Source organism: Brevibacterium epidermidis NBRC 14811 (assembly GCF_001570805.1).
Taxonomy (GTDB): Bacteria; Actinomycetota; Actinomycetes; order Actinomycetales; family Brevibacteriaceae; genus Brevibacterium; species Brevibacterium epidermidis.
Genome location: NZ_BCSJ01000020.1, coordinates 17,194 through 31,374, shown reverse-complemented (window position 1 = coordinate 31,374; position 14,181 = coordinate 17,194). Strand labels below are relative to the sequence as shown.

Here is a 14,181-nt window from a genome sequence, read left to right as displayed (position 1 = left end):
GGTGTTGGTGCTACCTGACGGGGGCGCAGCAACCTCGCGCCAGGTAGCTGCGCCGCCGTCAGGTAGTAATTGCGGGCTCGGGTGATTCTTGTCGAAGGATGGATTGCCCATCTGCGCGCTCCGGAAATCCCCACTGTCCCGCAAGTTCTGTTGTTCATACGATGAAGTCATGGAGACAACAGATGCTTTCGAGTCAGACTCCGGTACCGACAATCAGGCCTCCGAAGAGAAATCTCCGGCGGAGGTGTCGACCGGGCGCACTCGACCTCGCTGGGTCGGACCCGCCTGGGCCCTCCATTGGCTTCTTCGAATGGGCCTTGCCGTCGCTCTGCTGCCCTACGCCTGGACGAAGATCTACCACGTCCAGATGGGCTATGCCGACTACTCCGATGCGATCGTCCAATACGGTGAAATGAGCCCCATGGGTCTCCTCTGGCGGTTCATGGCGTTCTCTCCCACCGTGCAGTTCCTGGCCGGCCTTGCAGAACTCATGGCTGTCATCCTTCTGCTCTTCAATCGCACGGCCTGGCTCGGTGCACTCATCGCAGCTGTTGATATGAGCGTGGTGTTCCTGCTCAATCTGACCTTCGACGTGCCCGTCAAGCAGCTCTCCGGCGCCATGGCCCTGGCAGGACTCGTTCTCCTCATCCCGAACGTCCCTCGAGTAATGAGATTCGCGCTCGGTCGCAGCACTGGGCCGGCGATCAGCGGTCTCATCTCGCGCAACCGGATCTTCGTACGGGTCACTCGATGGGTATCGCCGATACTTGCCGTCGTCATCATCGTCGGCAGCGGTTTGGCCACTGGGATCAGTATGAACTGGGGCCGGATCGGACCACCTGAGGAGATTTCAGGGGTCTACACTGTCACTGCATCGGGAAAGCCGACGGAGATCGAGGGAACTGACCACACCACAAAGGACATCACGCAAGTCGCTTTCGGACAGGTCGGCTCCGGCAATGGCAAGAGAATGAGCGTGCGCTACTCCAACGGAGACTTCCAAGATGCCCTCTACAGCGTCGATGGCACTTCGATCACCGCAGAGTTGTACCCGATCCGCAAGGGCGCTGAAACGCTCATTCGTGACTCCTCCGGCACGATCGAACTCGAATACTCGAAAACCGATGACGGAGAGTTCTTGCTGCAGACAGACGATGCGCAGCTGAAACTGCAGAACGACGAAGAGCGACGGTTCCTCTTCGACCGCGGCTTCCGATGGGGTCCTGAGGCTCCGGTCAATCGCTGAGTGTCGATGAATCGTTTGGGGCCCCGCCGACCGGCGGGGCCCCAAACATATCTGTCAGCAGTCGAACTGCTCAGCGACCGAACAGCTTCGAGAACAGTCCCTTCTTCTTCGGCTTGGTCTCCTTGGCCGGCTCTTCCGCAGCAGGAGTCTTCTCCTCAGCGGGCTCAACAGGTTCGCTTGCACGCGCCTGCTCGTCTTCAGACCGCTTCTGCTCGGGCGAAGCGTCTGCAGCCTCTGCCGCAGGCTCCGCAGCTTCATCGGCCTGAGCCTCGGCAGCCGGGGTCGCCTCGGCAGCGGGCTCGTCGACCGGCTGTGACTCTGTCCGGGACGGTTCTTCCTCCGGAGTCGGCGTGGGAGCCGAAGGCGTCGTTGTCGAAGGCGCCGCAGTCTCCTCCGTGGCAGAAGCGGAAGTCGCGCCCGGCGTGCGGGAGGCGGCGGCCGCCTCGGTGGGGGTGCCAGTGGAATCCGCAGCGGCGAATTGTTCGGCGGCTTCGCCCTCGAGGGGCTCATTCAGGTCGCAATTGGAGATGCGACGCTGATCGTCGAAGGACAGGTCCGCGGACCCGTCGGCGAACAGCATCCGCAGGCCACCCTCCGGCAGCTCTGCCGTCGGAATACCGCGCTTAGCGACGTACGACTCGATGGCCGCGCGGTGATCGCTCACCGTCGTCTGCGTCAGCCCCTGCATGAGGGCACGCACCGAGACCTTGACCTGCGGGGCGGGCAACGCGATCTCGGCGGCATCGACGAGCAGCCACACCGTGGTTCCGGCACCGGCCGCGGCAGGGTAGTGGGCCCACTTGCCGGTGGCCTCCTTCGCCGCCAGAGTCAGACGCAGTGCGAGCTCTTCGTCGAGGGATAGCTCTGCGGTCGTGAGCTCGGTGACCTCCTCAGCGGCACCGAACTTGCGCACGTCGTGGGAGAGCCCGACGACGGCGTCGGGGAAGTCGTTGACGTTCTCCCATCCCCACAGCCACGTCTTCTCCCGGTCGGACTCCGAACCGAGCAGATGCGGTCGGGTGCGCAGGACGTCACCGTCGGCAGATGTGAACGTCAGATGCGGGTCGGAGCTGAAGTCGACTTCCCACTCGGCATCGGCGATGAGCGCACCGAAATGCGTCTGCACCTCCGTCGAATAGAAGACGGCACGATTGACCAGGTCCTGCAGAGTTGAGCTCATGCTTTCAAGCGTAGGCGGGAGCGCCGAAGAATCGAGTAGGCACGCGGTGCGACGGCCGTGTCAGTGCCTCATGGTGAGGTAGGGGTCTCAGCAGAACGGCTGAATTCGCCGCCTGATCGTCTATCCCCGAGAGGAGAACCCCTGTAGGATAGTCTGTTGCGCTTCGCAACTCTCACGACTCAATTGTCAGCCACTCTTCACTCAGGACGTTCAACGTGGCATTACTCCGCCTGTCCCTGAAATACGCCAAAAACTACTGGCCATTCATCATTCTGGTCGTCATCCTGCAACTGGCCTCGACTATCGCAGCGCTGTACCTTCCCAGCCTCAACGCCCGAATCATCGACGAAGGTGTGGCCGAGGGCGATACCGACTTCATCTGGTCGACGGGCATGACGATGCTGCTCGTCTGCCTCGTGCAGGTCGTCACCGCGATCACCGCGATCTACTTCGGCGCCCGCACCGGAATGGGCGTCGGCCGCGACCTCCGCAGAGCCATCTACCGGCAGGTCGACGACCTGTCCATGCTCGAAGTCGGAAAATTCGGATCCGCCACCCTCATCACCCGCAACACCAACGACGTCCAACAGGTTCAGATGCTGGTGCTCATGACCCTGAACTTCATGGTCTCGACACCGATCATGTGCATCGGCGGCATCATCATGGCCCTCCGGGAAGACGCCGGACTGTCCTGGCTGGTGTGGGTATCCGTGCCCGTCCTCTTCGTGGTCGTCGCCATCCTCGTCTACCTCCTCATGCCGCTGTTCCGCCGCATGCAGGACCAGGTCGACGACATCAACGGCGTGCTGCGCGAACAGATCACCGGCATCCGCGTCATCCGCGCCTTCGTCCGCGAACCGTTCGAGACCGACCGCTACGCCGATGCCAACCGTGCCCTGACCGAAACCTCGGTCAAGGTCGGCAATCTGTTCGTGCTCATGTTCCCCGCCATCATGATGATCCTCCACCTCGCGACCGCCGCCGTCCTGTGGTTCGGTGGTCACCGCGTCGACGCCGGACAGATGGAAGTGGGATCGCTGACCGCATTCCTGCAGTATCTGCTGCAGATCCTCGTGGCCGTGATGATGGGCGTGTTCATGATGATGATGATTCCGCGCGCCGTCGTCTGCGCCGAACGCATCGCAGAGATCCTCGACACCCGCAGCACGATGACCATCCCGGCCGGTGTCACGGAGATGCCCAGCCGTGGTGAGCTCGAATTCCGCAACGTCACCTTCGGATATCCCGGCGCCGAGGTGCCTGTCATCGAAGGGCTGAACTTCACCGCCCAGCCCGGAACGACCACCGCGATCATCGGATCGACCGGTGCCGGCAAGTCGACGATCGTCAACCTCATCCCCAGACTCATCGACCCGCAGGACGGCGAGATCCTCATCGACGGCACGCCCGTCACCGAGTTCAACCGTCACCAGCTGGCCAAGCTGATCGGTCTGGTGCCGCAGAAGCCGTACCTGTTCTCCGGCACCATCGCTTCCAACCTGCGCTTCGGCAATGACGACGCCAGCGATGAGGAACTGTGGGAGGCCCTGCGCATCGCTCAGGCCGACGATTTCGTCGCCGAGAAGGAAGACCAGCTCGACGAACGGGTTGCCCAGGGAGGCACGAACTACTCCGGCGGGCAGCGTCAGCGCCTCTGCATCGCCAGAGCCCTGACGGTGAAACCGCAGATCTATGTCTTCGACGATTCGTTCTCCGCCCTCGACGTCGCCACCGACGCACGGTTGCGGGCGGCCCTCGACGAATCGACGGGGGAGGCGACCGTCATCGTCGTCGCCCAACGCGTGTCCACGATCCGCGACGCCGATCAGATCATCGTCCTCGAGGCCGGGAAGATCGTCGGATGCGGCACCCATGAGGAACTCGCCGAGGCGAACCCGACCTACCGCGAGATCATCGAATCCCAGCTGACCACGGAAGAGGTGAACTGACATGGCCAACGACACCTCCACAGAGACCGTGGTGGCAGCGGAAGACGAATACATCCCCAGCGGCGAAGAGCTGGAGATGAGCGGAGGCACACCTCCGCGCAAGGCCAAGCACTTCTGGCCCTCGGTCAAACGGCTGTTCGGACTCATGGCCAGCGAGAAGAAGGGCATGATCTACGTCGTCGCCCTCGTCGTCGGCTCAGTCGTCCTCACCGTCATCGCCCCGAAGGTCCTCGGCAAGGCGATGGACGTCGTCTACTCCGGAGTCATCGGCGCTCAGCTGCCCGCGGGTGCGAACATCGACGACATCATCGCCGGGGCACGCGCCGAAGGCCGTGACGACTTCGCCGATATGCTCGCCACCGCCGATGTCGTGCCCGGACAGGGAATCGACTTCACCGCGCTCGGTCAGATCATCATCGCCGTCCTGCTCATGTACCTCGTGGCCTCGATGCTCATGTGGGCGCAGGGGTACATCCTCAACGCCCTGGTCATGCGCGTCGTCTACCGACTGCGTGAGGACATTGAGCGCAAGATCAACCGGCTGCCGCTGCGCTACTTCGACACCCGGCAGCGCGGCGACGTGATGTCGCGAGTGACCAACGACGTCGACAACATCCAGCAGGCCCTGCAGCAGGCGTTCTCGCAGCTCGTGCAGTCTGCGCTGACGATCATCGGCATCGGCGTGATGATGTTCATCGTGTCCTGGCAGCTCGCTCTGCTGGCGCTCATCGCTCTGCCGCTGTCGGCGATCATCGCCGGTGTCATCGGCACCCGGTCGCAGAAGCTGTTCAAAGCGCAGTGGAAGCACACCGGCGATGTCAATGGGCACGTCGAAGAATCATTCTCCGGTCTCGACATCGTCAGGGCCTTCGGCCGTGACGAGGTCATGCTCGAGGAATTCGACCGTCGCAACGAATCGCTGTACAAGGCCTCGGCGGGAGCACAGTTCGTCTCCGGCATGATCATGCCCTCGATGCAGTTCGTGTCCTACCTCAGCTATGTCCTCATCGCCGTCGCCGGCGGGCTGAAAGTGGCGACGGGACAGATGACGCTCGGCGATGCGACCGCGTTCATCCAGTACTCACGTGAGTTCTCTCAGCCGATCTCCGAGATGGCCGGTGTCGCGAACATGCTCCAGTCCGGCGTCGCCTCGGCGGAGCGGACCTTCGAGCTGCTCGACGCCGAGGAGGAGGAACCCGACGAGGTGCACCAGGAGCTGCCCCCACGCACCCCTGGAAAGGTCGAATTCTCCGAAGTGAGCTTCCGCTACGCTCCGGAGACGCCTCTCATCGAAAAGGTGTCCTTCACCGCCGAACCCGGACATACGGTGGCGATCGTCGGTCCCACCGGCGCCGGTAAGACCACCCTGGTCAACCTCGTCATGCGCTTCTACGAGATCACGGGTGGAACCATCTACCTCGATGGCATCGACACCCGCGACCTCAGCCGCGCCGACCTCCGCTCGCATGTGGGCATGGTGCTCCAGGATGCCTGGCTGTTCGAAGGCACGATCGCCGACAACATCCGCTACGGTCGGCTGAGCGCCACCGATGAGGAAGTCGTCGAGGCCGCCAAGGCGACGATGGTCGACCGGTTCGTGCGCCAGCTGCCCGACGGCTATGACACCGTCATCGACTCCGACGGCGGAAGCGTCTCGGCCGGCGAGCGACAGCTCATCACAATCGCCCGAGCCTTCCTCGCCGACCCCTCACTGCTCATCCTCGACGAGGCGACCTCCTCGGTCGACACCCGCACCGAGGTGCTCGTGCAGCAGGCGATGGCAGCACTGCGGACCGATCGGACGTCGTTCGTCATCGCCCACCGGCTGTCGACGATCCGTGACGCTCACACCATCCTCGTGATGGAGGACGGCGCGATCGTCGAACACGGCAACCACGAGCAGCTGCTCGCGGCAGAAGGCGCCTACTACCGGCTGTACATGTCGCAGTTCCGCGGGGAGGACGCTGAGGAACAGTTCACCGCCGAGGTACTCGCCGAAACTGAGCCGGAGGCTGGTGCACCGGTCGATGAAACCGCGGCATCCGATGGTGACAACACAGACGGGTCGAATGCCGAAGGTGAAAGCACCGAGGCGCCGGCAGAAGAAGGTCCCTCCTCGCAGGTCTGATCGTTCCGTTCTGTCGCGGGGTCCCCGAGTTCAAGCTCGGGGACCCCGCGTGTATTCACTGCAGAAAGCAGACAGAGAACAAAAATCCGGCATAACGTTTTCTCAGCCGAAAATGCCGAAATCGACCCAATTGTGACACTGCGCTGACCGCTCTTCCGTGTGGACCTCTGAGCCCGAATCGAGGTCGCCGTGCAGGTGAGAGCGCAGCGCATAGTGCGACCAGGTGGAGCACCAGAACTGCGATGCGCGAACAGTATTGCGAAGTGATAAACATTCGGCAATACACCTCTATCACTTCTGTCATGACCTAAATGAACTAAAGTCGTGCGCGCCCCATCGCCTGCGTATGGTCCATGCCACAACTGAAAACGGCAACCGGCCAGAACTCTGGAAGGACCATCATGAAACGGTTGGCAATGGCGGCAACATTCGCCCTGGCTCTCTCCCTCAGTGGGTGGAGCCCCGCGGTCGCGCAGGCAGACGAAGGCTCGCTGCCCACAAACACCGATATTCAGGCAGCAGGTGAGGCTGGCACCGCTGACACCGACCCCGCAGACACTGACGCTCCTCCTGCCGACCCCAGCGACGGCACCGCTGACACCGACGAGGGCACAACCGACCCGGACGGAGGCACCACCGACCCCGATGAAGGCACTGCGTCCACCGATCCCGACGAGGACTCGACCGCTCCGGGCGAGGGAGAAGAAGACGCCGATCCGGACGAAAATGCGGATGAACCGACCGAAGACTCTGCTCCGATCGAAGCGTCCTTCTCCCTCGACCAGACGTCGATGACCGTCGACGAGGCGGCCGAGGCGATCCCGTACACGATCACCGGCCTCAAAGCCGGCGACACCGTCACAGCTTCGCCGGGTGAGAACGGCTCCATCACCGTTGACAGCGACGGAACGTTCCACGGAGAGCTCCGCGGCAACACCGAGCTGACAGCCGGCAGCGTTCTCGACGTCACTGTGACGGTCGCTCGTGATGGTCAGGATCCGAAGACCTTCAACGGGTCCGTGGAGATCACCGACGCTGAAGACTCCGGCGATGCTTCACTCAGCGTCGACCCGAAGACGCAGGGCCTCGACCGGTTCCACAACGACGGCGTGGGACTGACTGTCAGCGGCTGTCCCGCTGGCGAAGAAGTGACCTTCACCGTCCGACGCTCCGGTGAAGAGACCATCATCTGGGAAGACACCCAACACGCCGTCGAGGACGGCACTTCATTCACCACTTTCACCCCCGGCACCGGAGGAGACGAATGGATCGGCAACTATGCGGTGACTGCCGACTGCGGCGACGCTACTGCAACGGCGAGCTTCACCGTCACCGAAGATGACGATTCCGTCGATGCTGATCTGACGGTGACACCGAAGACGCAGACGTTGAGTGACTTCTTCGAACACGGTGTCAACATCACTCTCGTCAACTGCCACGTCGACTCCGATGTCACTTTCCGTGTGAGCACTCTGCATGATCCGGACACCGAGATCTGGTCAGAGACACAGACAGCAGGAGAAGACGCAGCAGGCTACGCTCGCTTCCTGCCAGATGGTGATGGAGGAGCCGGATGGGCGACGGACTACCTCGTCATGGCCTCCTGCGGTGACAAGAGCGCAGAGACCACGTTCACAGTCACCGATGACGGCAGCGTCGTCGACCCGAAGCTCTCGATCAGCCCCGAGACGATCTCGGGGGAGGACTTCATTGACCGCGACCAAGGTGTACAGCTGATGGTCAACAAATGCGTCCCGGATACCGACGTGCATTTCGAGGTGTGGTCGGAGGGCAAGGAGGAGAAGCTCTACGAACAGACCGCAACGGCCAATGAAGAAGGCGCAGCCGGAATCCACGTCTACGGGCTCGGAGATGATCCCGCCTACTACGTCGGGACGTACCAGGTGTTCGCCGACTGCATGGATGTGAGCAGGTCAGGCGAGTTCGTCGTCACCGGTGGTGACGGAGGTGACTCCGGTGAAGCCGGCGGTTCCGGAGGCGGCTCGTCGATGCCTCGCACCGGTGCTGAACTCACCGGTCTGACGGCAGGTGCTCTGCTCATCCTCGGTGGCGGAGCAGCCATCGGACTGGCCCGCAGGAAGAATAAGAGCTGACAGTGACCGGTAACCCGTCGGGTTGGTGACTCCACCCGGCCTGACGGCGAGAGGCGGTCCTGGCGGAAGCGATCGGCCCTGGTTCCTCGACCTCGAGGAACCAGGGCCGATCTGTGCTGTCTTCCTAGGCAGTACTGAACCAGTTCGCGTGCACTCCTATTGAGTCTCGTCCGAGCCTTGCAGGGGCCAGAACAACGGATTTAGCTTGGTCGTCGTGGAGGCAAGGAAGCTTCCACGAAACCAATGAAAGAGGAGCAGAAATATGTCCAATCCAGGACAGCCCGAAATCAAGCGCGGTGACAAAGGCACCGTTGTCCTGCGTGCCCAGAGGGCGCTGCGGAGGACACCCGATCTCAGCGTCGAAGTCGACGGTGACTTCGGGCCCGACACCGAAGCCGGCGTCAAACGGTTTCAGAAAGGCGCCGGTCTCGATGACGACGGCATCGTCGGAAAGGACACCTGGGAGGCCCTCCCGAACGGTGGTCCGATGCCTCTGTTGAAGGCCGGGTCGAAAGGAGATGTCGTCCGCGATCTGCAAGAGGTCCTCGCCGCCGGAGCGGACAGCGGCGATTGGCCGTCACCCGGCGAAGCCGACGGTGACTTCGGAGCCGAAACCAAGAAGTCCGTTGAGGGCTTCCAGAAGTGGGGCAAAGTCGACGCCGATGGCATCGTCGGCGATAAGACCTGGGCCGTCCCTCTGCACGCGACGAACAGCACCCTCGAGACCGCTGTCGGACTCGACTGGGCCGACGACTGAGCCCAGCCAGGTCACTGCAACCGCTCTTGATCCCCTGCTTTCGACTCCAAGAGCAGGGGATCAACCGCGAAAAACACCGATATCGCCGATAACAATCCAGCCTGTCGAATTCTGCGGAGTGATGACGATGTGATCGGCAATCTGATCAGGACCTGAGCACTCAAATCTGCACGCAGAAACCGGCACAGCCCGCACCGAGCCAGCCTCGCTGGGACAGCGGAGCTGACCTGGAGCGACGGCGCCGCCTCGGCGAGGTTCCCGCCGCAGGCGGACCTCGACTCTGAACGCTGACTCAGCGTTCGATTCGGCAGGTCACATTGACGTTGCGAAACTGCTCGGAATGCTGTTTCGAAGTTGTCATGACCACAATGATCAGAACTCCACAGAACCCTTTCGTCCTGCCTACGGTCGCACCACAACCGAATACGGCAGGTCAACCCGACGACACTTTCAGAACATCACTGGCAAGGACGAAAGAAGGATGATCACAATGAAGAAGCTCGTACTCGCCGCAACTGTCGGTGTCAGCCTTTCCATGCTCGCAGCAGGACCTGCAACAGCCGCTGGACTCGACGACTCGACGGCAGCGTCTGAATCATCAAACACCGCACAGACGTCAGCGTCCGTTGACCCTCAGGATGAAGGCCTCGGCAATGGATCCTTGACGCTCAAATACACCCAGATGACTCCTATCGAGGTCACCTACGGGGCCGGCATCGAATACACCATCGACCAGCTGGAAGAAGGTGACGTCGTCACGACAGACCTCAATGATGATGAAGTGAAAGTCGATGAGTACGGTTCCTTCCACGGTTCCGTCGCCCTTGATTCGAAGCCAGCGTTCGACTCGACCGTTGACTTCACGGTGACTGTGAAGCGTTCGGGGAAGACGATCGCCGAGCTGCCTGCCAGTGTCAAAATCGTCGAAGGAGACCGTGGCGCGCAGGAACCCGGGACACTCCTGCTCGGCGAAGAATCGCTGACGGCCGATGACATCGCCGACAAGGGAATGAACATGTCAATGATTGAGTGCTCGGCAGGCGATTGGGCCGTATTCGAGGTGTTCCGTCAGCAAGACGATGCTTCCGAGCGCGTTGCACGCTACGCCCAGGCAGTCGAAGGAGAAGACGGCAATTTTGCCGCTGTGACGTACATGCCCTTTGAGAAGAAGGAAAGCCTGCCCGGAGACTATACGGTCAAGGCTCAATGCGGTGACCACAAGTCCGAGGAGACCTTCACTGTGGATGACTGAGGCGATCAGTCGCCTCAGTGCGCACTGAATACAGCTCGGGCCCCGGACTCGGAACAACCGAGTTCGGGGCCTGATGCGTGTCCGAGCAATGCCGGACTCAGTGCCGGGGTGGGCTCAGCCCTTGGCGACGAGAGTGCGCACGGCCGAGGAGAAGAACCCCTGGCCGTCGATTCCGCCGCCGCTCTCGGGGCCGAAGCCGGCCTCGACGGCGTGTTCGGGGTGCGGCATGAGACCGACGACGTTGCCTGCTTCGTTCGTGATTCCGGCGATGTCGCGCAGAGATCCGTTCGGGTTGAAGCCCTGGTAGCGGAAGACCACGCGTCCGGTGGACTCGAGCTCGTCGAGCACTTCGTCGGTGGCGACGAACCCGCCCTCACCGTTCTTCAGCGGAATGCGGATCGTCTGACCCTGCTCAAAGTCACTCGTCCACGCGGTGTTCGCGTTCTCCACGACCAGGTCCTGGTCGCGGCAGATGAAATGCTGGTGATCGTTGCGGATGAGCGCGCCGGGCAGCAGACGGGATTCGCAGAGGATCTGGAAGCCGTTGCAGATGCCGAGCACCGGCATGCCGGCATTCGCCGCAGCGACGACGGACTCCATGATCGGAGCGAATCCGGCGATCGCGCCGCACCGCAGGTAGTCACCATATGAGAACCCGCCGGGCAGGATGACGGCATCGACTCCGGACAGAGTCGAATCCGCATGCCACAGGTTCACCGGGTTCGCTCCGGCCAGACGAACGGCACGAGCGGCGTCACGGTCATCAAGTGTTCCGGGGAACGTGACGACTCCGACGGAGACGCCGGAGCCTGCAGCCGCCTCGGCGGTTGGATCAGCAGCGACAGCGGTCACGATGCATCCTCGGCCACACGGACTGCCACAACGTTTTCGATCACGGGGTTCGACAGAAGCTTCTCTGCGGCTTCGCGCGCCTGGGCGAGGACCTCTTCGGTGGCTTCGCCTTCGACCTCGAGCTCGAACCTCTTGCCCTGACGAACCTCACCGAACCCGGTGAAGCCCAGACGGGTCAGTCCGCCGGAGATCGCCTTGCCCTGGGGGTCAAGGATCTCGGGTTTGGGCATCACCTCAACGACGACACGTGCCATGCGTGTACTGCTCCTTTGTGAAAGTGTTCGGGAGTTCCTCCCGCGCTCACCCAGAGTCTACCAACCACGGCCGGATTCCCCGCCCGCGGTCCGGTCGCCGGACGGGCCGCGCAACCGGGTGCCGATCTTACGAATCGAAGCCCATGCCCACCGCATCGAGAACCTTGAGCAGAGGTCCGCGTCGGCCCTCGTTCTCATCGGCCTTGATCAGCGCATTCGTCGTCATCTTGATGCCCAGCCACGCTGCCGGTTCGGGAGGGAACGGCAACGGCAGCTTCCGCACCATCTCGAGCTGAGTCAGCTCAGTGTCCTCACCGGAGAGCAGATCGAGCATGACGGTCCCGGCGAACCGAGAAGCCCCCACTCCGAGACCGGTGAAGCCGGCAGCCATGGCGACCTTCCGCCCATAAGCGGAGGTGAAGAACGAGAAGAACCGCGAGCAGGTGTCGATCGGCCCGCCCCACTTGTGAGTGAACTTCAGACCGACCAGCTGCGGGAACGTGGCGAAGAAGTGCTCGGCAAGGGTCTCGAAGGTCTCGGGCCGCTGATCGTACTTCCACGACACCTGCCGCCCGAAGTGGTAGACGGCGTCCCAGCCGCCGAAGAGGATCCGGTTGTCCGCGGTCAGCCGGTAGTAGTGGAAACGATTCGCGCAGTCGCCGATGCCCTGGCGGCCCTCCCACCCGATCGCCGCCATCTGCTCGTCTCTGAGCGGCTCGGTCATCAGCGCGTAGTCGTAGACGGGGACCGTATGCAGACTCACCCGTTTGAGCAGCGACGGGAACACGTTCGTCGCCAGCGCCACCCGCTTCGCCGTGATCGTGCTGCACGGAGCGGATGCGCATTCCTCGATCGTCTCCGCAGTCACGCGGGTCTGCACCTGCACGGCCGTCTTCGCATCGCGGACATCGGTGACCTTCGTGCCCTCATAGACCTCGACTCCGAGTTCGCGGATGACGCGCAGCAGCTCCCAGCACAGTTTCGCCGGGTGGACCATTGCTACCTCGCGTGAATCCCACAGCGCACCCTTGTACGTCGGCGACTTTACGATCCCCGCAAGCTCCTGCTGATCGAGGAAGATGAAACCGGAATCCGGATCGTGGGCCTCCCGCAGCTCGGCGACCTGGTAGTCCTCGGTGGCGACATCGAGTTCACCAGTGCGTTCGAACTCGACGTCCATCCCGTACTTCGCGACGGCGGCTTCGATGGCATCGAGGTTCTCCCGACCCAGCTGCGCGAGCCGATCGTTCTCCTCCGGCAGGTGCGCCGCCCCGTTGTCATAGCCGTGGGTGAGGCTGGCTGCGCAGAACCCGCCATTGCGCCCCGAGGCGGCCCACCCGATCGTGTTCGCCTCGACGAGCATGACCCGACGGTTCGGGTCCCGTTCCTTTGCCTGCAGTGCGGTCCACAGACCGGTGAACCCGCCACCCACGACGAGGAGGTCGACCTCCTCATCAGCGCTAAGAGGCGGCAGCGGTTCCGGACGGAGTTCGGTGTCGAGCCAGAACGGAATGGTCGAGGCGTCGGCCAATGCGGCATTGACGTCCATGTCACTTCACTTTCTTCAAGGTGCTGGTAGTGGGCCTCAAGCGGCCATGGTCTTGATGATCTCGGTGGCATTGCCACCGGCCTTGCGCAGGACGAACCCGACGAAGCCGAGTGCCGCGAGGGTGAGAACGAACATCACCGTCGACATCGCCGCGACCTCGGGGCGCAGGGCCACGCGGACGGCGGAGAAGATGTAGACCGGCCACGGAGTGTAGCCCGGCTGCTGGACGAAGCTCGAGAGGATCGTGTTGTCGAGGCTGATGGTGAACGACATCAGAGCACCGGCGAGGATGCCGGGGGCCGCGATCGGCAGAGTGATGTCCTTGAACCGGTTCCACGGTGTCGCGCCGAGATCGGCGGCGGCGTCCTCGAGCTGGGTGTCGATTCCGGCGAGCCTGGCTCTGACGATGAACGTCACGATCGCCATGGAGAACATTGCGTGCGAAATGATGAGCCTGACCAGGCCATTGTTGAGCGGGGTGATGCCCCAGTCGACGCCGACGGTGACGAACCACGGCAGGAACGAGACGCCGTCGACGATCTCGGGCGTGACGAGGGTCAGTCCGAGGATCGCAGTCAGTCCCAACGCCCACCATGCTCCCTTCGGTGCGCGGGCCAGAGCGACTCCGCCGAGGGTGCCGAAGACCGTCGAGACGATGGCCGTACCCACTGCGGCCTGCAGGCTCGTGACGATCGAAGAGATGATGATGTCGTTGTTGATGCCGCTGATGTAAGCGTGCAGGCCGAAGCCGCGGAAGTTCGCGAGCACCTTGCCGTTGTTGAACGAGTACGCGATGATCACCGCGATCGGCACGAACAGATAGATGAAGACGATGATGCCCCACACGTGCAGAGCGATATCGGTCGGTGTCCGCCGTGCGAACGTGTTCTTCTTCGCCAT

11 protein-coding genes are annotated in these 14,181 nt (G+C 62.6%); 6 read left to right on the top strand and 5 right to left on the bottom strand.

All coding sequences use genetic code 11. From position 1 onward, the window contains the following. Positions 1–169: 169 nt before the first annotated feature. Positions 170–1,246, top strand: coding sequence for a DoxX family protein (locus BEP01S_RS16095; protein WP_244882302.1), 1,077 nt, complete (start codon positions 170–172; stop codon positions 1,244–1,246). A gap of 70 nt (positions 1,247–1,316) precedes the next feature. Here BEP01S_RS16095 and BEP01S_RS16090 read toward each other — a convergent pair whose 3' ends face one another. Beyond that, positions 1,317–2,426 carry a DUF6882 domain-containing protein gene (locus BEP01S_RS16090; RefSeq protein WP_062245415.1) on the bottom strand — a complete coding sequence of 370 codons (1,110 nt, stop codon included), beginning with the start codon at positions 2,424–2,426 and terminating at the stop codon, positions 1,317–1,319. 215 nt (positions 2,427–2,641) lie between these two features. On the opposite strand from BEP01S_RS16090, the gene BEP01S_RS16085 reads away from it, so the two are divergent. From BEP01S_RS16085 to BEP01S_RS16065, 5 genes are all read left to right on the top strand, one after another. Next, complete coding sequence (locus BEP01S_RS16085; protein WP_062245413.1) at positions 2,642–4,375, top strand: ABC transporter ATP-binding protein; 1,734 nt, start codon at positions 2,642–2,644, stop codon at positions 4,373–4,375. A 1-nt stretch (position 4,376) separates the two neighbouring features. Further along, a complete protein-coding gene (locus BEP01S_RS16080) occupies positions 4,377–6,503 on the top strand; it encodes an ABC transporter ATP-binding protein (RefSeq protein ID WP_062245410.1) in 2,127 nt (708 codons plus the stop codon). Between the two features lie 401 nt (positions 6,504–6,904). Continuing rightward, positions 6,905–8,617, top strand: a complete 1,713-nt coding sequence (locus BEP01S_RS16075) for an LPXTG cell wall anchor domain-containing protein (protein ID WP_157070596.1) — start codon at positions 6,905–6,907, stop codon at positions 8,615–8,617. A 262-nt stretch (positions 8,618–8,879) separates the two neighbouring features. Next, complete coding sequence (locus BEP01S_RS16070; protein WP_052239841.1) at positions 8,880–9,374, top strand: peptidoglycan-binding domain-containing protein; 495 nt, start codon at positions 8,880–8,882, stop codon at positions 9,372–9,374. A 490-nt stretch (positions 9,375–9,864) separates the two neighbouring features. Next, positions 9,865–10,626 (top strand): hypothetical protein, encoded by a 762-nt coding sequence (locus BEP01S_RS16065; RefSeq protein ID WP_062245404.1) that lies wholly within the window; start codon positions 9,865–9,867, stop codon positions 10,624–10,626. A gap of 114 nt (positions 10,627–10,740) precedes the next feature. Here BEP01S_RS16065 and purQ read toward each other — a convergent pair whose 3' ends face one another. The 4 genes from purQ to BEP01S_RS16045 form a co-directional block, all read right to left on the bottom strand. Further along, complete coding sequence (gene purQ, locus BEP01S_RS16060) at positions 10,741–11,478, bottom strand: phosphoribosylformylglycinamidine synthase subunit PurQ (protein ID WP_039208107.1); 738 nt, start codon at positions 11,476–11,478, stop codon at positions 10,741–10,743. Further along, positions 11,475–11,732: a phosphoribosylformylglycinamidine synthase subunit PurS gene (gene purS, locus BEP01S_RS16055; protein WP_039208104.1), complete on the bottom strand. Its 258-nt coding sequence runs from the start codon at positions 11,730–11,732 to the stop codon at positions 11,475–11,477. Before purS ends, purQ begins: the two co-directional genes overlap by 4 nt. A gap of 127 nt (positions 11,733–11,859) precedes the next feature. After that, entirely contained in the window at positions 11,860–13,281 is a 1,422-nt protein-coding gene (locus BEP01S_RS16050; RefSeq protein ID WP_062245394.1) for an NAD(P)/FAD-dependent oxidoreductase, read from the bottom strand. 36 nt (positions 13,282–13,317) lie between these two features. Beyond that, entirely contained in the window at positions 13,318–14,181 is an 864-nt protein-coding gene (locus BEP01S_RS16045; RefSeq protein WP_039208100.1) for an ABC transporter permease, read from the bottom strand.